Source organism: Streptomyces sp. NPDC013317 (assembly GCF_055563155.1).
The window spans coordinates 666,685-690,915 of sequence record NZ_JBVHDX010000003.1; the positions used below are offsets into that span (position 1 = coordinate 666,685).

21 protein-coding genes and 1 riboswitch are annotated in these 24,231 nt (G+C 72.6%); of the genes, 14 read left to right on the forward strand and 7 right to left on the reverse strand.

The window, feature by feature from the left end:
- Nucleotides 1-3: 3 nt before the first annotated feature.
- Nucleotides 4-921, forward strand: coding sequence for a LysR substrate-binding domain-containing protein (locus ACZ3IJ_RS11805; protein WP_467467512.1), 918 nt, complete (start codon nucleotides 4-6; stop codon nucleotides 919-921).
- Nucleotides 922-931: 10 nt separating this feature from the next.
- Here the strand turns inward: ACZ3IJ_RS11805 and ACZ3IJ_RS11810 are convergent, their stop codons facing one another.
- Nucleotides 932-1,372 carry an HD domain-containing protein gene (locus ACZ3IJ_RS11810; protein WP_467467513.1) on the reverse strand — a complete coding sequence of 147 codons (441 nt, stop codon included), beginning with the start codon at nucleotides 1,370-1,372 and terminating at the stop codon, nucleotides 932-934.
- A 137-nt stretch (nucleotides 1,373-1,509) separates the two neighbouring features.
- Here ACZ3IJ_RS11810 and ACZ3IJ_RS11815 point away from each other — a divergent pair, with 137 nt between their 5' ends.
- The gene (locus ACZ3IJ_RS11815; protein WP_467467514.1) at nucleotides 1,510-2,721 is read left to right on the forward strand and encodes an amidohydrolase; all 1,212 of its coding nucleotides are present in this window, start codon (nucleotides 1,510-1,512) and stop codon (nucleotides 2,719-2,721) included.
- Between the two features lie 36 nt (nucleotides 2,722-2,757).
- On the opposite strand, the gene ACZ3IJ_RS11820 is transcribed toward ACZ3IJ_RS11815, so the two are convergent.
- From ACZ3IJ_RS11820 to ACZ3IJ_RS11830, 3 genes are all read right to left on the reverse strand, one after another.
- Nucleotides 2,758-4,794: a S9 family peptidase gene (locus ACZ3IJ_RS11820; protein WP_467467515.1), complete on the reverse strand. Its 2,037-nt coding sequence runs from the start codon at nucleotides 4,792-4,794 to the stop codon at nucleotides 2,758-2,760.
- Nucleotides 4,767-6,551 (reverse strand): N-acetylglutaminylglutamine amidotransferase, encoded by a 1,785-nt coding sequence (locus tag ACZ3IJ_RS11825; protein ID WP_467467516.1) that lies wholly within the window; start codon nucleotides 6,549-6,551, stop codon nucleotides 4,767-4,769. The genes ACZ3IJ_RS11820 and ACZ3IJ_RS11825 overlap by 28 nt, the downstream gene beginning before the upstream one ends.
- A 226-nt stretch (nucleotides 6,552-6,777) precedes the next feature.
- Entirely contained in the window at nucleotides 6,778-7,956 is a 1,179-nt protein-coding gene (locus ACZ3IJ_RS11830) for a carboxylate-amine ligase (RefSeq protein WP_467467517.1), read from the reverse strand.
- A gap of 509 nt (nucleotides 7,957-8,465) precedes the next feature.
- Between ACZ3IJ_RS11830 and dhaK the strand changes: the two genes are divergently transcribed.
- The 9 genes from dhaK (at nucleotide 8,466) to ACZ3IJ_RS11875 (ending at nucleotide 16,312) form a co-directional block, all read left to right on the forward strand.
- The gene (gene dhaK, locus ACZ3IJ_RS11835; RefSeq protein WP_467467518.1) at nucleotides 8,466-9,458 is read left to right on the forward strand and encodes a dihydroxyacetone kinase subunit DhaK; all 993 of its coding nucleotides are present in this window, start codon (nucleotides 8,466-8,468) and stop codon (nucleotides 9,456-9,458) included.
- A gap of 6 nt (nucleotides 9,459-9,464) precedes the next feature.
- A complete protein-coding gene (gene dhaL / locus ACZ3IJ_RS11840; RefSeq protein ID WP_467467519.1) occupies nucleotides 9,465-10,079 on the forward strand; it encodes a dihydroxyacetone kinase subunit DhaL in 615 nt (204 codons plus the stop codon).
- Complete coding sequence (locus tag ACZ3IJ_RS11845; RefSeq protein ID WP_467467520.1) at nucleotides 10,076-10,489, forward strand: PTS-dependent dihydroxyacetone kinase phosphotransferase subunit DhaM; 414 nt, start codon at nucleotides 10,076-10,078, stop codon at nucleotides 10,487-10,489. Before dhaL ends, ACZ3IJ_RS11845 begins: the two co-directional genes overlap by 4 nt.
- Nucleotides 10,490-10,602: 113 nt before the next feature.
- A riboswitch (cobalamin riboswitch) is annotated at nucleotides 10,603-10,798 on the forward strand.
- Nucleotides 10,799-10,827: 29 nt separating this feature from the next.
- Nucleotides 10,828-11,526: an energy-coupling factor ABC transporter permease gene (locus ACZ3IJ_RS11850; RefSeq protein WP_467467521.1), complete on the forward strand. Its 699-nt coding sequence runs from the start codon at nucleotides 10,828-10,830 to the stop codon at nucleotides 11,524-11,526.
- The gene (locus ACZ3IJ_RS11855) at nucleotides 11,526-11,927 is read left to right on the forward strand and encodes an energy-coupling factor ABC transporter substrate-binding protein (RefSeq protein WP_467467522.1); all 402 of its coding nucleotides are present in this window, start codon (nucleotides 11,526-11,528) and stop codon (nucleotides 11,925-11,927) included. Before ACZ3IJ_RS11850 ends, ACZ3IJ_RS11855 begins: the two co-directional genes overlap by 1 nt.
- A gap of 6 nt (nucleotides 11,928-11,933) precedes the next feature.
- On the forward strand, nucleotides 11,934-12,683 hold the full coding sequence (gene cbiQ, locus ACZ3IJ_RS11860) for a cobalt ECF transporter T component CbiQ (RefSeq protein WP_467467523.1): 750 nt from the start codon (nucleotides 11,934-11,936) through the stop codon (nucleotides 12,681-12,683).
- Complete coding sequence (locus ACZ3IJ_RS11865) at nucleotides 12,680-13,546, forward strand: energy-coupling factor ABC transporter ATP-binding protein (RefSeq protein WP_467467524.1); 867 nt, start codon at nucleotides 12,680-12,682, stop codon at nucleotides 13,544-13,546. The genes cbiQ and ACZ3IJ_RS11865 overlap by 4 nt, the downstream gene beginning before the upstream one ends.
- A 178-nt stretch (nucleotides 13,547-13,724) precedes the next feature.
- Entirely contained in the window at nucleotides 13,725-15,746 is a 2,022-nt protein-coding gene (locus tag ACZ3IJ_RS11870; protein WP_467467525.1) for an oxidoreductase, read from the forward strand.
- A 32-nt stretch (nucleotides 15,747-15,778) separates the two neighbouring features.
- Nucleotides 15,779-16,312 (forward strand): PadR family transcriptional regulator, encoded by a 534-nt coding sequence (locus ACZ3IJ_RS11875; protein WP_467467526.1) that lies wholly within the window; start codon nucleotides 15,779-15,781, stop codon nucleotides 16,310-16,312.
- 10 nt (nucleotides 16,313-16,322) lie between these two features.
- Here the strand turns inward: ACZ3IJ_RS11875 and ACZ3IJ_RS11880 are convergent, their stop codons facing one another.
- On the reverse strand, nucleotides 16,323-18,218 hold the full coding sequence (locus tag ACZ3IJ_RS11880; protein WP_467467527.1) for a heavy metal translocating P-type ATPase: 1,896 nt from the start codon (nucleotides 18,216-18,218) through the stop codon (nucleotides 16,323-16,325).
- A gap of 120 nt (nucleotides 18,219-18,338) precedes the next feature.
- Between ACZ3IJ_RS11880 and ACZ3IJ_RS11885 the strand changes: the two genes are divergently transcribed.
- Nucleotides 18,339-18,716, forward strand: a complete 378-nt coding sequence (locus ACZ3IJ_RS11885) for an ArsR/SmtB family transcription factor (protein ID WP_467467528.1) — start codon at nucleotides 18,339-18,341, stop codon at nucleotides 18,714-18,716.
- 28 nt (nucleotides 18,717-18,744) lie between these two features.
- Nucleotides 18,745-20,133: an FAD-dependent oxidoreductase gene (locus tag ACZ3IJ_RS11890; protein ID WP_467467529.1), complete on the forward strand. Its 1,389-nt coding sequence runs from the start codon at nucleotides 18,745-18,747 to the stop codon at nucleotides 20,131-20,133.
- 133 nt (nucleotides 20,134-20,266) lie between these two features.
- Here ACZ3IJ_RS11890 and ACZ3IJ_RS11895 read toward each other — a convergent pair whose 3' ends face one another.
- On the reverse strand, nucleotides 20,267-21,607 hold the full coding sequence (locus tag ACZ3IJ_RS11895; protein WP_467467530.1) for a DUF2252 domain-containing protein: 1,341 nt from the start codon (nucleotides 21,605-21,607) through the stop codon (nucleotides 20,267-20,269).
- Nucleotides 21,608-21,805: 198 nt separating this feature from the next.
- Here ACZ3IJ_RS11895 and ACZ3IJ_RS11900 point away from each other — a divergent pair, with 198 nt between their 5' ends.
- The gene (locus ACZ3IJ_RS11900) at nucleotides 21,806-22,561 is read left to right on the forward strand and encodes a GntR family transcriptional regulator (protein ID WP_467467531.1); all 756 of its coding nucleotides are present in this window, start codon (nucleotides 21,806-21,808) and stop codon (nucleotides 22,559-22,561) included.
- 131 nt (nucleotides 22,562-22,692) lie between these two features.
- On the opposite strand, the gene ACZ3IJ_RS11905 is transcribed toward ACZ3IJ_RS11900, so the two are convergent.
- A complete protein-coding gene (locus tag ACZ3IJ_RS11905; RefSeq protein ID WP_467467532.1) occupies nucleotides 22,693-24,222 on the reverse strand; it encodes an amino acid permease in 1,530 nt (509 codons plus the stop codon).
- Between the last annotated feature and the right edge of the window lie 9 nt (nucleotides 24,223-24,231).

Consider the following 24,231-nt stretch of genomic DNA (forward strand, 5'->3'; position numbering starts at 1 on the left):
TATATGCTCGACGTGAGACATCTCCAGGTACTCCGCTCCATCGCCCAGGAGGGGTCGCTGGCCGCCGCCGGGCGGGCGCTGCACTACAGTCAGCCGACGATCACCCACCATCTGGCCTCTCTGGAGGCGCACTTCAACGCCCAGCTCGTTCAGCGCGGGCCACGCGGCGCCACCCTCACCGAGCTCGGCGAAGCGCTGCTGCCGCACGCCGAGGTCGTGCTCGAACGCCTTCGCCACGCCGAGCTGGAGGTGCGCAACCTCGCCGAGCGGGGCATGCGCACGATCCACATCGGGACCTTTCCCACCGCCGGAGCCCTGCTCCTGGCGCCGGCGGTCAAACGCCTCCACCAGCAGGGCGTCCACATCTCGCTCACCGAGGGCGAACTGCCCCTGCTTCTGAAGGCGTTGCGCGCGGGGGAGCTCCAGGCCGCCCTCGTCTTCTCCCAGCCCGGCGACCGGCTCAACCTGGAGGAGGACGTCGAGGTCCACCCGCTCCTGTCCGACCCGCTGCTCCTGGTCATGCCGGAGGACCATCCGTGCGCAGGGCTGGACCAGGTGCCTCTCGGCGATCTCCGCGACACCGCGTGGGTGGGCGCGGCCGACCCGCACGACCCCTGCGACCGCGTGCTGGCGTGGGCGTGCGGCCAGGAGGGCTTCGAGCCGCTGCACGCGATGCGCACGGACGACTACGCGGTGGTCCAGGGCCTCGTGGCCGCCGGGACGGGTGTGGCGCTCATCCCCCGGCTCGCCCTGGGAGCCCCGCGCCCCGACCTCGTCGCACGGCCTCTGGCCGGACCGGTACTCGCCCGGGAGATCAGCGTGGCCGTGCCGCGCTCGGCGTCGAACCGGGCCGCCCGGGAGCTGATCTCGGCGCTGCGGGAACAGGCCACGCTGATCGAGAACCGCTGGGCCACAGCCTGAAGTCCGGCCCTCACAGGCCGAGCAGCCGCCGCAGCCTCGCGTACTTCTCACCGAGACGGACCCGGGTCGGTTCGTCGAGGAGGGCGAGCCGGGCGGGGTCGGCGTTGTGGGCGAGGTCGGCCTCCTTGACGAGGAGCGCGCCCGGTGTGGCGAGGATCCGCCGCGTGTACGCCTCGTCGTCCTCGCCCGGGCGCTTGGTCATGGCGTCGACCAGGTCCTTCACGCGCTGGGGAAGCGCGGCCGCCGCCAGCCACTCGCGGGAGAGGACATCGTTCTCGATCGTGTCGTGCAGCCACGCGGCGGCGAGCTGTTCGTCCGAGCCGCCCCGCTTCCTCACACCGTCGACCACCGCCTGGACGTGCTCCAGGTAGGGCCGCCCCGTCTCGTCCTTCTCGTGGGCGTGGCCTTCGCGCGCGATGGCCTCGACCTGGTCGAGCGTGAGGTCCGGCATGGCTACGACTCTACGGGGGCCGGGTCGCCGTCGCCCGTCACGGCGAGCCGGACTCCGGGCCCCCTCGGTGTGCGACCGCTCCGGTCGTGGAACACGTGGGGTGTCGCGGCGAGCGACCGAGCCGGAGGAGGGCGCACGTGTCACAGAGCCTGGAGTCCCTGCACGCCCGCGTCGGGCAGGAGGTGGCCGCCCGCGCCGACCGGCTGTGGGACGTGAGCCTGGCGCTGCACCGCGAACCGGAGACCGCGTACGAAGAGCACCGGGCGGCCTCCCTGTTGGCCGGCGAACTCGAACGGGAGGGCTTCGAGGTGGTACGCGGGGTGGCCGGTCTGCCGACCGCGTTCACGGCCAGGACGGGGTCGGCGGCCGACACCCGGGAAGGGCCCTGTGCGGCGCTGCTCATGGAGTACGACGCGCTGCCGCTTCTCGGGCACGCCTGCGGCCACAATCTGATCGCGTCGGCGGGCCTCGGCGCGGCGCTCGCCGTGCGGGCCGCGTTCGACGGTGAGGTGGAGGGGACGCTGCTGGCGGTCGGCGCACCCGCGGAGGAGCGCGGCGGCGGCAAGGTCGCGCAGGTGGCGGCGGGTCTGTTCGAGGGCGTGGACGCGGCGCTCATGTTCCATCCGGGTGTGTACGACTGGAGGTGGGCGCCGCTGACGGCCAGCGCGCAGGTGCGGGTGGGTTTCCACGGCCGCGCCGCGCACCCGACCGGCAGCCCCACGGAGGGGATCGACGCGCTGGGGGCGCTGATCCAGCTCTTCAACACGCTGTCCGTGCTGAGCAGGCGCCTTCCGCCGGGATCGCACGTCCACGGCATCGTGACGGACGGCGGGCGTGCCACGAACATCGTCCCCGAGTACGCGGAGGGGCTGTTCGGCTTGCGCGGGGGGACCACGTCCGCGCTGGAGGAGCTGGTGGAGGAGTTGCGCTCCTGCGCGCAGGGCGTGGCACTGGCCACCCGTACCGGGGTGGAGGTGACCGACGTGGGCGGGCGGTACGAGCACGTCCGTGACAACGAGGTGCTGTCGGGGCTGTTCGCCGGGCATCTCGACCGGGCCGGCATCCCGCTGTCGGAACCGGTACCAGGCGTCTACCTGGGGTCCTCCGACTTCGGGAACGTCAGCACGCGGGTGCCCGGGATCCATCCGTGGATCGCCGTCATGGACGATGCGGACGGGTCCCGTCACTCGCCCGAGTTCGCGGAGGCGGCGGCGGGGCCCCGGGCGCGGAACGTGATGCTGGCCGCGGCGGAGGCGCTCGCGTGCACGGCGGTCGACGTCCTGCTCCGTCCGGACGTACGGGAACGGGCATGGGCGTCCCTGCGGGCGAAGGCCGCCTCCGGGCAGTGACGGACACGGCCAGGTGCCGTACGGCGTCGCCGGGGCTCAGCCGAGCAGCCACCGCTGCATCCAGTCCGCGGCGGCGCGGCGGAACAGCCGCCGGTTGCCGGCGCGCCGGAAGTCGTGGCCCTCGTCGCGCAGCAGGAGCAGTTCCGCCACCAGCCCCCGGGCCCGCGCGGCGCTGACGATCTGTTCGGACTCCCCGGGCGGGACGTTCGTGTCGTGCTCTCCGTGCACGGCGAGCAGGGGGACGCGCAGTTCGTCGACGCGGCTCATCGGCGACAGCGCGCGCAGCAGGTCGCGGTCCCTCTCGGGGTGGCCGTACTTGTGGGCGGCGGATTCGGCGAGCCACGGCTCGGTTCCGGCGAAGAACGTGGCGAAGTCGGACATCCCGCACACCGTGATGCCGGTGCGGAAGAGGGCGGGGTGCCAGACGAGCGAGGCGAGCGTGAGGTAGCCGCCGTACGAGTGCCCCATCACGGCGAGTCGGCGGGGATCGGCGAGGCCCGACGCGACCGCGTGGGTCGCGCAGTCGGCGACGTCCTCGATCGCCGCGAAGCGGCCGTCGCCCAGGTCGGCGTCGACGAAGGAGCGGCCCCAGCCGGAGGAGCCGCGGACGTCGGGGGCGAAGACGTCCATGCCCCGGCCGAGCAGTTCCTGGTACAGCGGGTCGAAGACCGGGCGTTCCTGCTCCTCGGGACCGCCGTGCAGATGGAGGACGCACGGTGCGGGCTCTCCGGGAGCCCGGCCCGGAGCCCGGTGGTACCAGCCGCCCAGCAGCAGTCCGTCGCGAGCCGTGGCACGCAGGGGTACGGGCCGTGCGGGCGGGAGCCCCTGGGGTACGGAGTCGGCGTCGCTCGCCGACCACGGGGTACGGGCGGGTGGCGCCGACGCCGGGACGGACCACACTCCGGGTCGGCGCAGGGAGCCGGAGAGCGCGACCACCATGCCGTTCGGCCCCGCGGGCGTGACGCGGGTGACCACCTCGTGGGCCAGCGTCACCTCGCGCGGGGCGGGCGGGTCTGTCCGCCCACCGGTCAGCGGGAGGGTCTCCAGGACGCTCGTCCCTCCGTCGTTCCAGGCGAGGGCCGCTCGCCGATCGCTCTCCACCAGGGTGAGCAGTTCGAGGTCGCACGCGTCGCGTGCGGTCACGACCGTGAGGTCCTTCCGCTCGTCGGCTCCGTCGAGGTGGACCGCGAGCAGCGCCGCGAACTCCCGGTCGTGGTTGCTGCGCAGCCATACGGTGCGGGCGTCGGTCGAGAAGCGACCGATCCACGGATCCCCGTCGGCCACCGGCAGGGTGCACGTCGGGGTCTGGTCCGCCGAGCGGACGACCACGGCCTCGCGCCGTCCACGGGGCCCGCGACGCAGCAGGGCCAGGCGCCCGTCCTGGCTGATGTCGCAGACGCGCAGGGTCGCGGCCTCGGTCTCGTCGGCGAGGAGGTGGGGCGCGGACACCGCGGCGGGGTCGACGAGGTACGCCGTGAGCCGGTCGCGGACGGGCGCCGGCGTCCCGTCGTCCGACGTGCCGGGGCGTGCGCCGTCGAGGAGGGTCGCGTGCCCGTCGCGTTCCGTCCAGCCGGCGGGCCGGTCCGTGTCGGTGAGCGGACCGGGGCTCTCCCCCACGGGCTCGGCGACCGTGACGGCCAGGGCCGAGCCGTCGGGCGTCCAGCACCCCAGATACGCCGAACTCCCCGGCTCCGCGCCCGCCAGGACCCTGCGGCCGGAGCCGTCGGGGCGGACGCAGAGCACGCGCGTGTGGCCGCTGCCGCCCGGGGACACGGTGTACGCGATCCACCTGCCGTCCGGTGACCAGGAGACCTCCGTGACGTGCTCCGGACTGGTGTCCAGCAGGTGTACGTCGTCACTCCCGACCGGCCCGGCCCAGAGCTGTGGCGCGCCCTCGCGGTCGCAGACGAACGCCACCTGCTCGCCCCGCGGGTCGGCGGACGGGTACCAGCAGCCGTGGGCCACCCACGGTCGCGGGGCGTCCCGCGGACCGGGCGCGTCGACCAGCGGCTCCGCCACGGGAGCCGTCGACACGGGGTCAGAGGTCAGTTGATTCCGTGCGTCTGCAGCCATGTCTCCAACAGCGCCACTTGCCACAGGGCGTTCGCCCCTCGGTTCGTGCGGTGGTCGTCGGGTGCCGCCAGCAGTGTGGCGACGTACTCCTCGCGGAAGAGTCCGCGCGCCCGGGCCTCGGGCGCGGACAGGGTCTCCCGTACGCGTTCGAGGACGGGGCCCGCCATGTGACGGATCGCCGGCACCGGGAAGTAGCCCTTGGGCCGGTCGACGACGTTGCGCGGCAGTACCGTGCGGCCGGCCCGCTTGAGTACGCCCTTGCCGCCTTCGGCGAGCTTCAGCTCCGGCGGACAGGCGGCCGCCAGCTCGACCAGTTCGTGGTCGAGGAACGGCACTCGGGCCTCCAGGCCCCAGTCCATCGTCATGTTGTCGACCCGCTTGACCGGGTCGTCCACCAGCATCACGTGGGTGTCGAGCCGGAGTGCCGCGTCCAGTGCGGTCTCGGCGCCGGGTGCGGCCATGTGCGTGTGGACGAACGCGGCGGACGTGTCGTGGTCGGGCAGCATGTGCGGCTGCAGGACCGCGGCGAGGTCGGCGTGCGGGCGGTCGACGTAGACCTCTTGGTAGCGCCGTGGCTCCTGCGCCCGCTCGGCGGCCGCGAGGTCCGGGTACCAGTGGTAGCCGGCGAAGACCTCGTCGGCCCCCTGCCCGCTCTGTACGACGCTGATCTCCTTGGAGACCAGCTCCGACAGCAGATGGAAGGCGACGACGTCGTGGCTCACCATCGGTTCGCTCATGGCGGCGATCGCACCGCCCAGGGCGGTGGAGACCCGGTCGGACGGAACCATCAGCTGGTGGTGGTCGGTGTCGAAGTGCCGCGAGACCTGATCGGAGTAGGCGAACTCGTCACCGTCCTCACCCGCCTCCGACTCGAATCCGACGCTGAACGTCGCCAGGTCCTTCTGTCCCTCCTCGGCCAGCAGGGCCACGATGAGGCTGGAGTCGAGGCCGCCCGAGAGCAGGACGCCGACCGGCACGTCGGCCACCGTCCGCCGGCGGACGGCCGTGCGGAGGGCTTCGAGTACGGCGTCCCGCCAGTCGTCGGGTCCCATCCCGGCGAACTCGGCGCGGCGCGTGTACGAGGGTTGCCAGTACCGGTGGTCGCGCTGCGTTCCGTCGCGTTCCACGACACGGACGGTGGCCGGCGGGAGCTTGCGTACTCCGGCGAGGACGGTGCGAGGCGCGGCGACGGTCGCGTGCCAGCTCATGTACTGGTGCACCGCGACCGGGTCGAGCGAGGTGTCCACCCCGCCGCCCGCGAGGAGGGCCGGGAGCGTCGAGGCGAAGCGCAGACGGCCGGGCAGATCGGCCAGGTACAGCGGCTTGATGCCCAGCCGGTCACGCGCGAGTACGAGCCGGCCCGTCTCGTGCTCCACCAGCGCCACGGCGAACATGCCGACGAGGTGGCTGACGAAGTCGGTACCCCACTGGCGGTACGCCTTGATCACCACTTCGGTGTCGGAGGTGGTGGCGAAGTGGTGGCCGAGCCGCCGCAGTTCGTCGCGGAGTCGCCGGTAGTTGTAGATGCAGCCGTTGAAGACACAGGTCATCAGCGCTTCGCTGTCCGTCATCGGCTGCGCCCCGCGCTCCGACAGGTCGATGATCTTCAGACGCCGGTGTCCCAGGGCGACGGCACCCTGTGACCAGACTCCCCGGCCGTCCGGGCCACGGGCCGCCATCCGGTCGGTCATGCGCTCGACAGCCGCCAGATCGGGCCGTCCCCCGTCGAAGCGGATCTCACCGCTCAAGCCGCACATGCGCCACCTCCCGGACGGGCGGACACATGCGCGGGCCTCGAAGACGCTTGAGGCGGCGGGACGGTGGGGACGAATCGTGTCCGCATGAGTCCTGTTCTGTCCGGACGTTGCTCGGCTTCTGCATGGTCTGCTCTCTCCTCGGTGTGCCGTCCGACGGAGGCGTCGGCGGCCCGCGGCAAGCGGCATCGACGGCCGGCGTGCCGCGTGGGTCGGTAGCGCGGGTGAGTCATCTCCAGAAGACCCTGGCGGGCATGCCCCCTGCTCGCGCGCGGGCTGCCGGGCGTCGCGAACGCGGCCGCCTGCGACGGTTCCAGGCCTCGCCGCGGGTCTCGGCCAGGAACAGGTCCACGGCCGCGAGCAGGTCGTCGTCGGCCGCCACCCGGCGGAGGCGGTGGGCGGCGCTGCCGCGGGCCAGGGCCTCCTCCGCGAGACGGTGAGCGGTCTCCCAGTCCCCGTACGCCTCCAGGGTCGGCCGGAGTCGGCGCAGCATGGTGCGTACGACGGCGGGGGCCGCGGCGGGCCGGCGGGTGACGGGATCGATCAGGTCGCCCTCGAGGCCGGAACGGGCGGCCCGCCACGTCGCGGTCCGCAGCCATTCGTGCCGGTCGCCACAGACGGCGTCCCCGGCGGCCTCGGCGTGTGCGCAGGCGTCGGTGACCAGGGCCCGGAACAGCGCCGCGACCAGCACGACCGTCTCGACGCGCGGGCAGGAGTCGCAGATGCGCAGTTCGAGTGTCTGCAGATGCGCGGAGGGGCGGACGTCGTAGTAGATCATTCCGGGGTCGCTGATGACGCCGGAACCGACCAGTTCGTTCACCGCGCTGTCGTACTCGGCGGCGCCGGTGAAGCATGGGGCCGGTCCGGAGGTGGGCCAGCGCTGCCAGAGCATGGTGCGCCAGCTCGCGTAGCCCGTGTCGGAGCCGAGCCAGTAGGGGGAGCTCGCGGACAGGGCCAGGAGGGGCGGAAGCCATGGGCTCAGGGCGCAGAGGGCCCGCACGGCGGTGTCCCGGTCAGGGACGTCGACATGCACCTGGGCGCCGCATATCAGCTGCTCGTCGGCGACCCGGCGGTACTCGTCCGCCATCGCCAGGTAGCGGGGTTCGTCGGTCGGGTGTACGGCTCCGAGTCGTGCGACGGGGGCCGCGCCCGCCGCCATGATCGCCAACCCCTGGGAGGCGGCGGCCTCGTTCAGCCGCCGCCGCGAGGCGGACAGGTCCGCGTGGAGTTCGTCGAGGCCCGCGTGCACCCCGCTGTTCGACTCGACGACCGACTGGTGCAGTTCCCGTGTGAAGCCGCCGCCGTGAGGGGACAACCGTCCGAGGACAGCGGCGGCCCGAGCTGTCAGCGCGCCGCTCTCGACATCGATCACATGGAACTCTTCTTCGACACCCATCCGGACGACCACTGCGCCTCCTGTGCGAGATCGACGATCGTCGGGCCGGCTGATCGCCCTGACCGGCGGCCCTGCCCGGTCCTGCAGTGCGACTGCCCCATCGGGGCCGACCTAAGCACAGGCCGCTCACCTGTCACACCAGCCGCTCAATCGGGCGCGGGCGGCGAGGGAGCCGGACATGCCGGAAGGGCGGCTGCCCTACGGAGATTCGGCCGGCATCACGGCTCTGGCGATCGTCGAACCGCGGTCCGAGGGGACCCGACACAGCTCGCCGAAAAGCGCCGCCCGCCGGGGGAACGGGTCCACCCGACGAGGTAGAGGATCGGCCCGCAAGCTCTTCCATCCCTCCGGACACAGTGTGGTTGCCGTGGCATTCACGGGGGGCCGTCGCACCCCAGCCTACCCTTGGCAGGTGCTGCCCGCGCCGTAGCGCGGTGCCGGCGGCGGCGACCGGCACGTGTGGGCGCGAGCGGAACGGAGCAGGCTCAGCGGATCGACCGTCATCGCTTCAGGAGGTACCCATGAGGATGTTGATCAACGTTCCGGAGACCGTCGTCGCCGATGCCCTGCGCGGGATGGCCGCCGCGCATCCCGAACTCACCGTCGACGTCGAGAACCGCGTCGTACTGCGGCGTGACGCTCCGGTCGCCGGGAAGGTGGGGCTGGTGTCCGGGGGCGGGTCCGGGCACGAACCCCTCCACGGGGGCTTCGTGGGGCCCGGGATGCTGGCGGCCGCCTGCCCCGGAGAGGTGTTCACGTCGCCCGTCCCCGACCAGATGGTGCGCGCGGCCGCCGCGGTCGACAGCGGGGCCGGGGTGCTGTTCGTCGTCAAGAACTACACCGGTGACGTGCTCAACTTCGACATGGCCGCCGAACTCGCGGAGGACGAGGGCATCCAGGTCGCGAAGGTGCTCGTCGACGACGACGTGGCGGTGACGGACAGCCTGTACACCGCCGGCCGGCGCGGGACGGGGGCGACCCTCTTCGTGGAGAAGATCGCCGGTGCCGCCGCCGAGGAGGGTGCGCCGCTGGAGCGGGTGGAGGCGCTCGCCCGCCGCGTGAACGAACGGTCGCGGAGTTTCGGTGTGGCGCTGAGCGCCTGCACCACACCCGCCAAGGGCAGTCCCACTTTCGAACTACCGCAAGGTGAGCTGGAGTTGGGGATCGGAATCCATGGGGAGCCGGGACGGGAGCGGCGGCCCATGATGACCTCGGGCGAGATCGCGGACGTCGCCGTCGACGCCGTCCTGGAGGACCTGCGGCCGTCCGGTCCCGTCCTCGCCCTCGTGAACGGGATGGGCGCCACGCCACTGCTCGAACTGTACGGTTTCAACGCCGAGGTGCAGCGCGTGCTGGCCGAGCGCGGGGTGCCCGTCGCCCGCACGCTGGTCGGCAACTACGTGACCTCGCTCGACATGGCCGGCTGCTCGGTGACGCTCTGTCAGGCCGACGAGGAGCTGCTCCGGCTCTGGGACGCGCCCGTGCAGACGCCGGCGCTGCGCTGGGGCCGGTGAGCGGGGATGACCGAACCGGAGGAGTTCGACGCCGCGTTCTTCTGTCGCTGGCTGACCGGTGCCGCGGCGGTCGTCGACCGTGAGGCGGAGCGTCTCACCGAGCTCGACTCGGCGATCGGCGACGCGGACCACGGCGCCAATCTGAAGCGGGGGTTCGCCGCCGTGAGGGACATCCTGGAGAAGGATCCACCCGAGACTCCGGGGGCCGTACTCGTGGCCGCGGGGCGGCAGTTGATCTCCACGGTCGGGGGTGCGTCGGGGCCGCTGTACGGGACGCTGCTGCGGCGGACCGGCAAGGCGCTCGGGGATGCCGCATCGGTGACACGGGAGGACCTGGCCGCGGCGCTGGCCGCCGGGGTCGCCGCAGTCGCGCAGCTCGGCGGGGCCCAGGTCGGGGACAAGACCATGCTGGACGCGCTCACCCCCGCGGCCGAGGAGCTCGGCGACTCCTTCGCCGCGGCCCGGGACGCGGCCGAGCGCGGGGCGCTCGCGACCGTCCCGCTCCGGGCGCGCAAGGGCAGGGCGAGCTATCTGGGCGAACGCTCCGTCGGGCACCAGGACCCCGGGGCCACCTCGTCGGCCCTGCTGATCGCCGCGCTCGCGGAGGTGGCCGCCGCATGACGGGCCGGCAGGGCACGGTGGGCATCGTTCTCGTCTCGCACAGCGCGGCCGTGGCCGACGCGGTCGCCGCCCTGGCCCAGGGGCTCGCGGGCGGCGGGGCGACCGCTCCCGTCGCCGCGGCCGGAGGCACTCCCGACGGGGGTCTCGGCACGAGTTCCGAGCGGATCGTCGAGGCGGCGAACGCGGTCGACGGGGGCGCCGGAGTGGCCCTGCTCGTCGACCTCGGCAGCGCCGTCCTGACCGTCAAGGCGCTCCTCGCCGAGGAGGACGAGCTTCCGGACGGCTCACGGCTCGTGGACGCCCCCTTCGTCGAGGGCGCCGTCGCCGCGCTCGTCACGGCGAGCGCCGGCGGGGACCTGGACGCGGTGGTGGCGGCGGCCTCGGAGGCGTACGCGTACCGGAAGGAGTGAGGCGGGGGCGCGGGAGGCGTGCACAGGGGCGACAGGGGTGCGTGGGGCGCGCGGGAGATCCGTCACACACCGTCCGCGGCGCCTCCCGTGTTGTGATGTACCTGGTCAACCCACTAATGTCACAGCGCCTTGGTGTACGGGAAACCGGTGCGGTACCGGTGCGGCCCTCGCCACTGTGATCGGGAAGTCCGGCTCCATCCCTCCGGGGAAGCCACTGGACCGCCGCGGGAGACCGCGGGGGTGTGGGAAGGCGGAGCCGCGGCGGCATGACCCGTCAGCCAGGAGACCGGCCAAGGTGCGTTGTCCATCCACGAGGTGCTGGAGAGGGTCTCCCAACCATGCATATAGCCGAGGGGTATCTGCCCCCTGTGCACGCGGCCGCCTGGGGCGTCGCGTCCGCTCCCTTCGTCGTCCACGGTGTCCGCGCGCTGACCCGTGAGGTCAAGGCCAACCCCGAGTCCACCCTGTTGCTCGGTGCGTCCGGTGCGTTCACCTTCGTTCTGTCCGCGCTCAAGATCCCGTCGGTGACGGGCAGTTGCTCGCACCCGACCGGCACGGGCCTCGGCGCGATCCTGTTCCGGCCGCCGGTGATGGCGGTCCTGGGCACGATCACCCTGCTGTTCCAGGCACTGCTGCTCGCCCACGGCGGGCTCACCACGCTCGGTGCCAACGTCTTCTCCATGGCGATCGTCGGGCCGTGGGCCGGTTTCGGTACGTACTGGCTGCTTCGCCGCTTCGACGTCCCGCTCATGGTGAGCGTGTTCTTCGGCGCGTTCGTCGCCGACCTGTCGACGTACTGCGTGACCAGCGTCCAGCTCGCGCTGGCGTTCCCGGACCCGGGCAGCGGTGTGCTCGGCGCGCTGGCCAAGTTCGGTGGCATCTTCGCCGTCACGCAGCTGCCGCTCGCCGTCAGCGAGGGCCTGCTGACGGTGCTGGTCATGCGGCTGCTCACGCAGTCCAGCAAGGCGGACCTGACCCGCCTCGGGGTGCTGCTCCCGTCCCGTAAGAAGAACGAGAAAGCGGAGGCGAGCGCCTGATGAGCCGGAACGCGAAGATCAACGCACTGCTCCTGCTCGTCGTCGGAGCGCTGGCCGTCCTCCCGCTGGTCCTGGGACTGGGCGACCACAAGGAGGAGCCGTTCACCGGCGCCGACGGTGAGGCAGAGACGGCGATCACGGAGATCGACCCGGACTACGAGCCGTGGTTCTCCCCGCTGTACGAACCCCCGTCCGGCGAGATCGAGTCGGCGCTCTTCTCCCTGCAGGCTGCGCTCGGCGCCGGAGTGCTCGCCTACTACTTCGGCCTGCACAAGGGTCGCAGGCAGGGCGAGGCCCGCGCGCTCGCGAAGTCGCCGAGGTCCGTGCCCGAGCCTGCTTCGGCGCCGGTGTCCACGGCCACGGCCACGGCCACGTCCACGTCCACGTCCGGCGACGAGTAGCCGCCGGTGCTGCCGATCGACGCGGCGGCGCACAGCAGTCGCTGGCGCCGCCGTCACCCGTGCGAGAAAGCGGCACTCGGCTTCGGTCTGACGCTCTGCGCGGTGTGCCTGCCGCCGTGGCCGGGTGCCGTGCTGGTCGCGGTGGCCACCCTGGCCGTCCTTCTCGGGCCGGCCGGGGTGCCGGGGCGCCAGTTGTGGCGCGCGTTCCGCATCCCGCTGGGCTTCTGTGTGACGGGAGCGGTCCCGCTGCTCCTCGAGGTGGGCGGGGACCGGGGCCTGGTGGCGCTCGCGCACGACGGGCCCGTGCACGCGGGCGAGTTGCTGCTGCGGACCTCGTCGGCGTCGCTGGGCGTGCTGCTGTTCGCCTTCACGACGCCCGTCTCGGACGTCCTGCCCCGGCTGGTGCGGGCCGGCGTGCCGGCGCCCGTGGTGGATGTGGCGCTCGTGATGTACCGGATCAGCTTCCTTCTTCTGGATGCGATGTCCAAGATCCGGCAGGCGCAGGCGGCCCGGCTCGGCCTGACCACGCGGGCGGCGACCTGGCGTTCCCTCGCCGGGCTCGGCGCCACGGCCTTCGTCCGCGCCTTCGACCGGGCGCAGCGCCTGCAGACGGGCCTGGCCGGCCGGGGTTACGACGGCACGTTGCGGGTCCTGGTGCCCGAGGCCGCGGTCTCGGGCCGCTTCCTGGCGTCGACGGCCGGCCTGCTCGCCGGTCTCGTCGCCCTCACCCTCGTACTGGAAAGGTCCCTGCCGTGAGTCCTGCACCACCTGTCGTGGAACTGGTGAAGGCCACGTTCGCGTACGAGGACGGGCCCGTCGTCCTCGACGGCATCGACTTCGCCGTGCCGGAAGGCCGGGCCATGGCCCTCCTCGGCCGCAACGGCGGCGGCAAGACGACGATGCTGCGGCTGCTGAGCGGAGGGCTGCGCTGCGGGGGCGGCGCGCTCCGGCTGGACGGCGAGGACGTCTCGTACGACCGGAAGGGGCTGACCCGGCTCCGTACGACGGTGCAGCTGGTCGTCCAGGACCCGGACGACCAGCTCTTCGCCGCGTCGGTCGGGCAGGACGTCTCGTTCGGCCCGATGAACCTGGGGCTGCCGGAGGAGGAGGTACGGCTCCGGGTCCGCGAGGCGCTGGAGGCGCTGGACATCGTCGCGCTGGAGGACCGGCCGACCCATCTGCTCTCGTACGGACAGCGCAAGCGGGCCGCGATCGCGGGCGCCGTGGCGATGCGCCCGCGGGTCCTCATCATGGACGAGCCGACGGCCGGGCTCGACCCGCACGGGCAGGAGAGGCTCCTGGAGGTGCTCGCCCGGCTGCGGGACTCGGGCACGACGGTCGTGATGGCGACCCACGACGTCGATCTGGCGCTGCGCTGGGCGGACGAGGCCGCCGTCCTGGCGCCGTCGGGGCTGCGGACGGGCCCCATCGAGGAGCTCCTGGCCGACGACGGGCTGCTCGCCGAGGCCCGGCTGCGCCGCCCCTGGGGCATGGCCGTGACCCGGCTGCTGCGTGCGAACGGTCTGCTCGCCCCGGACGCGGAGGGCCCCCGAACGGCGGAGGACCTGGACGATCTGCTCGCCGCATCCCGAGGAGCGGCGAGCAGGGCGGCCCCCTGACGAGCCCCGGCCGCCCGACGCGGCACGACCGCTCACGGCCCCCGGCGGAACCCCGCCGGGGGCCGTGGCGCGTCGCAACGTCGCGCAGATCACTCCCCCGCCGTTATGCAACTTGTTGCACAACCTCCTGGGCTCGTCTACAACAGTGAGGACGACACTGCGCGAGGAGGCGCCCCCCATGACCTCGACCCCGTACCCGCACCTGCTGAGCCCGCTCGACCTCGGGTTCACCACCCTGCCCAACCGGGTGCTCATGGGTTCCATGCACGTCGGCCTCGAAGAGACCGAGAACGGCTTCGAGCGCATGGCCGCCTTCTACGCGGAGCGTGCCCGCGGCGGGGTCGGCCTCATCGTCACCGGAGGCATCGCGCCCAACGAGGCCGGTCGCCCCTGGGACGGCGGCGCCAAGCTCAGCACCGAGGACGAGGTGGCCGAGCACAAGCTCATCACCGACGCCGTGCACGCCGAGGGCGGACGGATCGCGATGCAGATCCTCCACTTCGGCCGCTACGCCTACCACCCCGCGCTCGTCGCACCCAGCGCGATCCAGGCGCCGATCAGCCCCTTCGTACCCAACGAGCTCACCGACGCCGAGGTCGAGCAGACCGTCGAGGACTACGCCCGCTGCGCCGAGCTGGCCCGGGCCGCCGGGTACGACGGTGTCGAGGTCATGGGCTCCGAGGGCTACCTCATCAACGAGTTCATCGCGGCCGCCACCAACCACCGCACCGACCGCTGGGGCGGCAGCTACGAGAACCGCGTCCGCTTCCCGCTGGAGATCGTCCGCAGGATCCGCGAGCGGGTCGGCGAGGATTTCATCGTCGTCTACCGCCTCTCGATGCTGGACCTGGTCCCGGGAGGTTCGACGCTGGAGGAGGTCGTCTCCCTCGCCCAGGAGATCGAGGCCGCCGGCGCGACCATCATCAACACCGGCATCGGCTGGCACGAGGCCCGGATCCCCACCATCGCGACGTCCGTGCCGCGTGGCGCGTACACCTGGGTCACCAAGAAGCTCATGGGCTCGGTGAGCATCCCCCTCGTCACCAGCAACCGCATCAACACCCCCGAGGTCGCCGAGCAGATCCTCGCCGAGGGTCGCGCCGACATCGTCTCGATGGCCCGCCCCTTCCTGGCCGACCCGGACTTCGTCGCCAAGGCCGCCGCCGACCGCGCCGACACCATCAACACCTGCATCGGCTGCAACCAGGCCTGCCTGGACCACACCTTCAGCCTGAAGATCACCTCCTGCCTGGTGAACCCGCGCGCCTGCCACGAGACCGAGCTGGTCCTCTCCCCGACCCGGCTCGCCAAGCGGATCGCGGTCGTCGGCGCGGGCCCGGCCGGGCTCGCCTTCTCCGTCTCGGCCGCCGAACGCGGTCACTCCGTCACTCTGTTCGACGCGGCGAGCGAGATCGGCGGCCAGCTGAACATCGCCAAGCGGGTGCCGGGCAAGGAGGAGTTCGACGAGACGCTGCGCTACTTCCGCACCCAGCTCGTCGAGCGCGGCGTCGAGGTCCGGCTGAACACCCCGGTCGCGGCCGGTGACCTGGACGGATACGACGAGGTCGTCGTCGCCACCGGAGTCACCCCGCGCACCCCGGAGATCGAGGGCGTCGACCACCCGAGCGTCGTCAGCTACCTGGACGTCCTGCGCGACGGCGCACCGGTCGGCGAGCGGGTCGCGATCGTCGGCGCGGGCGGCATCGGCTTCGACGTCGCGGAGTTCCTGACCGACGGCGGAGAGGGCGCGAGCCAGGACGCCGAGACGTACTTCCGGCAGTGGGGCGTGGACACCTCGTACGAGACGCGCGGCGGTCTGCGCGCCCCGGAGCGGCCGAGGCCGCCGCGCCAGGTGCACCTGCTCCAGCGCAAGACCACCAAGGTCGGCGCGGGCCTCGGCAAGACCACGGGGTGGATCCACCGTGCCGAGATGAAGCACCGTGGGGTCACCATGGTCGCGGGCGCGTCGTACGAGCGGATCGACGACGACGGCCTGCACATCACCGTCGACGGCGAGCCGCAGACCGTTCCCGTCGACACGATCGTGCTCTGCACCGGACAGGAGCCGCGCCGCGGTCTGTACGAGGAGCTGATCGCGGCGGGCCGCACGGCGCACCTCATCGGCGGCGCCGACGTCGCCGCTGAGCTGGACGCCAAGCGCGCCATCGACCAGGGCACGCGCCTCGCGGCCGGTCTGTGATCGTCCCGGTGCGCCGAACCTAGGATGCGTGCATGTCCCTCCCGCACGCGATCCTCACGGCGCTGCTCGAGAAGCCGTCCTCCGGGCTCGAACTGACGCGCCGCTTCGACCGGTCGATCGGCTACTTCTGGTCGTCCACGCACCAGCAGATCTATCGCGAGCTGGGCAAGCTGGAGCAGGCGGGGCACATCCGTGCCCTGCCCGCTCCGGTGCCGGCGCGGGGGCAGAAGAAGGAGTACGAGGTACTGCCCGCGGGGCGCGCGGAGCTGGCCGAGTGGGTCGCCCGCAGCGAGGACCCCAAGCCGATGCGCTCCGCGCTCCTGCTGCGGATGCGGGCGGCGGCGGTCGTCGGCGCACCCGGCATGCGGGACGAGCTGCGCCGCCATCTCGATCTGCACCGGCGCCAGTTGGACGAGTACCTGGCCATCGAGGTACGGGACTTCCCGCCCACCCGCCGCGAGAGCGAGCCGGACCGCCTGCGCCATCTCGTCCTGCGGGGCGGGATCGATCTGGAGCGCTTCTGGGTGGAGTGGCTGACGCACGCCCTGGCCGAACTGGAGCGCTGAACGCCGTCGTCTACCTCCCGGCTGCCGCCTTCCGCCAGGCCGCGTCCCGGAGCAGGCGGAGGCCGTTGAGGCCCACCAGGACCGTGGAGCCCTCGTGGCCGGCCACGCCGAGGGGCAGCGGGAGGTGGCCCGCGAGGTCCCAGATCACCAGGGCCCCGATGCAGGTGCCCGCGATCGCCAGGTTCTGGATCACGAGCCTGCGGGCGCGGCGCGAGAGCGCCACGACCGCCGGGACCGTGGCCAGTTCGTCGCGTACGACGACGGCGTCGGCGGTCTCCAGGGCCAGGTCGGAGCCGGCCCGGCCCATCGCGATGCCGCTGTGGGCGGCGGCCAGTGCGGGGGCGTCGTTGACGCCGTCGCCGACCACCAGGACCCGGGCGCCCGCCCGCTCCCACTCCCGTACCGCCGCGACCTTGTCCTCGGGCAGGAGCCCGGACCGTACGTCGGTGATGCCGGTCCGCTCCGCGACCCGGGCGGCGGCGCCCGCGTTGTCGCCGGTCAGCAGGGCGACCGGGGCACCGGTGAGGCGGGTGAGGGCGGCGACCGCCTCGGGAGCGCCGTCCCGGAGCCGGTCGGCGAGGGTGAGGACGGCGACACGGGTGCCGTCGACGACCACCTCGACGGCGGTGTCCGCGTGCGCGCCCCCGGCTCTGCGGACCCGGACCTCCCGGCCCTCGACCGTGGCCCGTACGCCGTCGCCCGGCACCGAACCGAAGTCGCTCGCTTCGGGGATACGCAGGCCACGCGCGCGTGCCGCGGCCACCACGGCGCGTCCCAGTGGGTGTTCGCTGGGGAGTTCGGCGGCGGCGGCGAGGGCGAGCGCCTCCGGGTCGCCGTCGACGCCGGTGACACGCGGTGCGCCCTCGGTGAGGGTGCCGGTCTTGTCGAGCGCGACCTTGTCGACCGTACCCAGCCGTTCCATGACCACGGCGGACTTGACGAGCACCCCGTGGCGGCCCGCGGTGGCGATCGCGGAGAGCAGCGGGGGCATGGTGGCGAGGACGACCGCGCAGGGCGAGGCCACGATCATGAAGGTCATGGCGCGGAGCAGCACGGTGGTGAAGTCGCCGCCGAGTGCGAGGGGGATCGTGAAGAGCGCGAGGGTGGCGACGACCACGCCCACGGAGTAGCGCTGTTCGATCTTCTCGATGAAGAGCTGGGTGGGCGCCTTGGTGGCGCTGGCCTCCTCGACGAGCGCGACGATCCGGGCGATGACGGAGTCTCCCGCGTCCTTGTCCACCCGTACGCGAAGGGCGCCCGTGCCGTTGAGGGTTCCCGCGTAGACGTCGGAGCCGGGGGTCTTGGCGGCGGGCAGGGACTCGCCGGTGATGCTCGCCTGGTCGACGTCGCTCGCGCCGTCGAGCACGGTGCCGTCGGCGGGCAGCCGCTCCCCCGGCCGTACGAGGACGGTGTCGCCGATCCGCAGGTCGGCGACGTCCACCGGCACCTCGGCGCCCGCGCCCGTGAGACGTACCGCGCGGGCGGGCGCGAGGTCCAGGAGTCCGCGGACGGAGTCGGCCGTACGGCGGGTGGCGAGTGCTTCCAGGGCCCCGGAGACGGCGAAGATGACGATGAGGAGACCGCCGTCGAGGTACTGGCCGATGGCGGCGGCGCCGAGGGCCGCGACCACCATGAGCAGGTCGACGTCGAGGGACTTCTCTCGCAGCGCCCTGAGACCCTCCCAGCCGGGCTCCCAGCCTCCGGCGGCGTAGCAGACCGCGTAGAGCGGGCCCCAGGCCCAGGCGGGTGCGCCGGCCAGGTCCAGTGGCAGGGCGAGCAGGAAGGCGAGGGCCGACAGCGCGGCCCAGCGCACCTCCGGCACGTCCCGGACGCGGGTGCGGCGGGAGGAGGGCGGGGCCTTGTCGGCGGGCGCCGCGGTCCGGGCGTCGAGCACCGGTGAAGCCATGGGTGGGCACCTCTTCGGTCGGGGACGGCGGAGCCGTCGGGGAGCCGGCGGCCACCACCCTAGCGGAATACATGAAGAGGTCTTCATTCATAAGTTTATCTCCGCGGCTACGATGAGCGCATGGGACACGGAGCGAACGGCGGGACGACCCCGGCAACCCACCTGGACGCGGAGTCCGCGGCCACGATCGCCGCCACGCTCCAGGCCCTCGCGACACCCTCGCGGCTGATGATCCTCACCAGGCTGCGGCAGGGGCCGTGCGGAGTGACGGAACTGGCCTCCGCAGTCGAGATGGAGCAGTCCGCCGTCTCCCACCAACTGCGCCTGCTGCGCGCCCTCGGACTGGTGACCGGTGTCCGGCAGGGCCGGCGGATCGAGTACAGCCTCTACGACAACCACGTCGCCCAACTCCTCGACGAGGCCGTCTACCACATCGAGCATCTGCGCCTCGGCGCGCGCGATGCCCCCAGGGAGAGCGTGGATACTGGGACCTCGTAGACCGACCTACTACGGGGAAAGGGCGGGGATGAGCGACGAGTTGGGGCACCGCGGGACACGTCACGCGGTGGTCATCGGGGGAAGTCTCGCGGGCCTGCTGGCGGCACGCGTACTCAGTGAACACGCGGAGAGGGTCACGGTCGTCGAGCGCGACCGCTTCCCGGAGGGACCGGACGCCCGCCCGGGCGTCCCGCAGTCCCGGCACGTGCACGTCCTGCTCGACGCCGGGCAACAGGCCCTGGACGACCTGCTCCCGGGGCTCACGGGTGAGCTGCGCGAGCTCGGCGCCCCCCGGGTGGGGATGCCCGAGGACATGATCCAGTGGCAGAACGGACGCTGGTTCAGCCGCCTTCCGGCCACGACCCACCTCTACACCGGGCCCCGGGCCCAGTTGGAGTGGCTGGTGCGCCGCCGGGTGCTGGCCGACCCGCGGATCGAGACGGTCCAGGGCACCGAGACGATCGGGCTGATCGGCGACGCGTCGCGGGTGCGGGGCGTACTGCTCCGCGAGCGGGGGGCGGGGAACGCACGGGAGAGCCGCACCCTGAAGGCCGATCTGGTCGTCGACGCCTCGGGCCGAGGCACGCACGCCCCGGACTGGCTCGCGGCGATCGGGGCGGAGGCCCCGCACGAGGAGACCATCGACACCGGACTCGCGTACGCGACCCGGATGTACCGCGGCCCGGCGGACGCGGGCATGGACGCGGCGGGCTTCAACGTCGTCCCCAACCCCGAGCAGGTCTACGGCGGTGTCGTCCTGCCCATCGGGGACGGACTCCACCTGGTCACCCTGTCCGGACTCAGGCACGACCGGCCGCCCACCGACGACGCGGGGTTCGAGGCCTTCGCCGCGAAGCTCCCGCACCCCGTCCTGAGCGAGTGGATGGCCAAGGCCACGCCCGAGTCCTCGGTGCACGGCTTCCGGCAGACCGCCAACATCCGCCGCCGGTACGACCGTCCGGGCCGCCGGCCGGCGGGCTTCCTCGCCACGGGCGACGCGCTGTGCGCGTTCAACCCGATCTACGGACAGGGCATGACCGTCGCCGCGCTGAACGCGGTCGCCCTGCGCCGGGCGCTGGCCGCTCTCCGGACGACGCCGACCACCCGCGCGGTCCAGAAGGCGGTGCTCGACTCCTCGAAGCAGGCCTGGGACATCTCGGCCGGGGCGGACAGGAACATGCCGGGCGCCACGGGCAACGCGATCGGGTCGCGCGCGACGGACAGGCCGGTGGGCTGGTACATGCGGCGACTGCAGCAGCGGTACGGCGGGGATCCGGTCGTCGGGGCCGCGTTCCGCTCGGTCCTGACGCTCACGGCTCCGATGACCTCGCTCTTCGCACCGCCCGTGGCCCGGGCCGTGCTGTTCGGGCCGGTGCCGCGGACGCCGGCCGAACCGCCCATGCGGCGCGGGGAGTAGGGCGCGGGAAGGCGCCGCGGGGCGTAGGACGTGTCGCGGCGACGCGAGGCGCGTGGCGGTGACGGCGGCGGGGTCGCCTCGACGGTGACGGCGGAGAGGCCGCCTTGACAGTGACGGCGGAGAGGCCGTTCGTTCACACGCCGGGCGCCGCCGTGATCACGCCCGCGGCGATCGCCGCGCTCAGTGCCGCGTAGTCGTCGGCGTTCTGGCTCGCGTACCGCATCGCGAAGTCGGCGACGGCGCGGTCGAACACGTCCGAGGAGCCGAGGTAGGAGGCGATCGCGATGCGGTCTCCGGAGCGGGCGTGCGCGCGGGCCAGAGCCCGGCCGCAGAGGCCGGCGTAGGCGCGGAGCATGGCGGGGGACAAGGTCTCCACCTCGGCAGAGCCCTTCATGTCGCGCAGCTGGCGCCAGTAGAAGTGCCGCTTCTCCGGGCCCGTCATCCAGCCGAGGAAGATGTCGCTCGCGGCCTGCGTGAGCCGCTGGCCGCGGACGACCCGTTCACCCTGGTGCGCGTACACGCTGGACGTGAGGTACGGCTCCAGGACCGACCGACCGGCCTCCTTGATCTGGAGCATCAGCGGATCGCCGTCGTCCCGTCCTTCGAGCAGCAGGATGAAGCACCGGGTGCCGACGCTGCCGACGCCGACGACCTTCCGTGCGGCGTCGACGAAGCGGAACCGGTCCAGGAGTACGCGGCGCTCCTCGGAGAGGGAGCTGCGGTAGTCGCTGAAGATCTTGCCGAGGCTGACGCGGTCCAGGCCGACGGTCCGTTCGAGCAGCGGCGGGTCCTCGACGATGCGCCGGACGCCGCTCGCGTCCGGTGCGGTGAGCTTGCCGAACGCCTGGAGGCTGGTGCGGCGGCGGGCACGGGCGAGGCGGTCCTCCAGCCGGGCGCGCCGGTCCTTGCGGACCAGCGGAGCGAGGTCGTCGGCGTCGATCCGCTCGTACCAGACGGCGAGTTCACCGAGGCCGGAGAGGCGGCGCATGGCGATGCGGTACGCCTCTGTGGCGACGAGGGCCGCGCGATGGGCCTTGGCCTTGGTGGTGCCGTTCTGGAGGGAGGCGACGGCGACGCTGGCGGCGAGCCGCTTCACGTCCCACTCGAAGGGGCCGGGCAGCGTCTCGTCGAAGTCGTTGACGTCGAACAGGAGCGCCCGTTCGGGTGACGCGAAGACGCCGAAGTTGAGGAGATGAGCGTCGCCGCAGAGCTGCACGGTGAGACCGGTGTGGCGTTGCGCGCCGAGGTCGGCGGCCATGACTGCGGCGGCGCCGCGCAGGAACGCGAACGGCGAGACGGCCATCCTGCCGTACCTGATGGGGACGAGTTCGGGCACCCGGTCGACGGACTGCCGCTCGAGGACGGTCAGCGGGTCCGGACGCTGCGACGAGGGTATCCAGCGGCCGTGCGAGGACCGCGCCACGTTCTTGCGGGCCGCCTTGCCCTTCTCGGCCCGTGCCGCCGGTGTCGTCATCCGGCCTCACCCGCTTCTTCCGCAGCCACAGGGGGTTGTGACTCATTACAAGGTCAGAGCGGTCCGCGCGCACCTCGGGGCGGTTCCGGATTCGGCCACTCCCTTCGCCCCCTCTTCCTTAATGGTTTAGACCAATGATAGGAATTGATCACCCCCGCGAATCAGACTGTCACGCTGAGCAAAGAGAGGGGTTGGAACATGACCGAGACCGAACCCGGGCTGGATGCGGCGGTCCCGCTCTACCTGAAGGTCGCCGCAGCCCTGCGGGGCGACCTCGCCGACCGGCGCATCGCACCGGGGACGCGGCTCCCGTCCGAGCGGTCCCTGGCGCACCGCTACCACGTCAACCGGCAGACGGTCCGCAGCGCGCTCCATCTACTGCGCGAGGAGCGGCTCGTCGTCACGGACCGCCGTGGCACCTTCGCCGCGGGCTCCGAACACGAGCCGCGCGTACCGGCACTGACCACACGTCGGCAACTCTTCCCCGGTGGCGCGGACGCCGCCGAAGCCCTGGTGCGCGCCTCGCTGATGTGGGAGGCGCCGCCGGCCGGACTGGTGGGGCGGCTCGGGCTCGTGCCCGGCGAGCCGACACTCGTCCACCGGCACGTCGTCCTCTCCCCCGGCGGCATCCCGTTGCAGCGGTCGGTGTCCTGGTTCTCCCGGGCCGCCCTCGCCGAGATCCCGCAGCTCGCGAGGTACCGGCGGACCCGGGGCTCCTCGACTCTCCAGCCGGACCTCCGCCTGCTCTACCACTGGATGCACCAGGCCGGACTCCGGCTCACGCGACGGGAGTCGATCGCCGTGCCGCCCTCCGCCATGTCGGGGGCCGGAGGCGGCGCGCCCCGGCTGGCCGTGCACCGGGTGGTGTGCGACCAGCACGGGCACGCACTGGAGATCACGGACATCGACTGCGCGGCGCAGGGGATCTCCTGGACGTACGAGTTCAGCGGGTAGGGACGCGGATCGGATCCACCGCACTGGATCCAATATCCGATATCCGGTATCCGGTATCCGGTATCCGGTATCCCGCATCCCGGTATCCCGTATCCAGGATCAATGATCCGTGATCCGTGATCAGTGATCCGTCACACGATCCCCTCCGCGATGTCCGCCTCCTCGCGGGCCGTTCCGTACGCCGACGGCGTGCCGTACGAGCGCCGTGCCACGTACCACCAGACGCTGGACAGCACGAGGACGACGGCCAGGGCGATGACCGCGTAGTTCATCGAGTCGATCGTCACCGGTGACTTCTGCGGCAGGCAGAAGAGCACGGTGACACCGGCCACCCAGATCACGGCGGTCCAGCCGATCGGACGGCTCCAGCGCCCCAGGTTCCAGGGCCCCGGGACGAACCGCTTGCCCGCGCGCAGGCGCAGGTAGATCGGGATCGCGTAGGCGGGCGTGATCCCGATGACGTTGATCGCGGTGACGGCTCCGTAGGCGGTGGCGGAGTACAGCGACGGCACGGCGAGGAGCGCGGCGACGCCGACCGAGAGCCAGACCGCCGGAACCGGGGTCTGCGTACGGTGGCTGACCTTGCGCCAGAGCGTCGATCCCGGCAGGGCGTTGTCGCGGCTGAAGGCGAAGACCATGCGGCTGGCGGCGGCGACCTCGGCGTTGCCGCAGAAGAGCTGGGCCACGATCACCACGAGCAGCAGCGCGGCGGCGCCACCCGAGCCGAGGGCGTCGAGGAGGATCTGGGCCGGCGGGACGCCCGTCGCGCTGTTCTGCGTGCCTGCGTAGTCCTGGATCGCGAAGGTGAGTCCGGCGAGCAGGGCGAATCCGGCGATCCAGGAGACCCAGATCGCCCGCACGATGCCCTTGGCGGCGCTGACCGAGGCGTTGGAGGTCTCCTCGGAGAGATGGGCGGACGCGTCGTAGCCGGAGAAGGTGTACTGGGCGAGGAGCAGGCCGACGGCCGCGACGTAGAACGGGTTGGCCCAGCCGGTGTCGTTGACGAACTCGGTGAAGACGAACTCGGCCGACTGGTGGCGGTCGGGAACGAAGGCGAGGGCTCCGACGATCACCGCCACGCCGCCGAGGTGCCACCAGACGCTGACGGAGTTGAGCACGCTGACGAGCCGTACGCCGAAGAGGTTGAGCACGGCGTGCAGCAGCAGGATCGCGAGGAAGATCAGGAAGGTGGATCCGGCCGTGGGCACGATGCCCCACTGGAGGTTGAGGAAGGCTCCGGTGAACAGGGCGGCTCCGTAGTCGATGCCGGCGATCGCGCCGAGCAGGCCCAGGAGGTTGAGCCAGCCGGTGTACCAGCCCCAGCGGCGGCCGCCCAGCCGGTCCGCCATGTAGTAGAGCGCGCCGGAGGTCGGGTAGGCGCTGGTGACCTCGGCGAGCGCCAGTCCGACGCAGAGCACGAAGAGTCCGACGCCGGCCCAGCCCCACATCATCACCGCGGGCCCGCCGGTGCCGAGACCGAAGCCGTAGAGCGTCATGCAGCCGGAGAGGACGGAGATCACGGAGAAGCTGATGGCGAAGTTGCCGAAGCCGTCCATCCGGCGGGCGAGGACGGGCTGGTAGCCGAGCTCCCTCAGCCGCGCGGCGTCGTCGTGGCGGTCGGCGGGGGGCTTGCGTATCTCGTCGGGGGCGGTGCGGGACATGCCGGTACC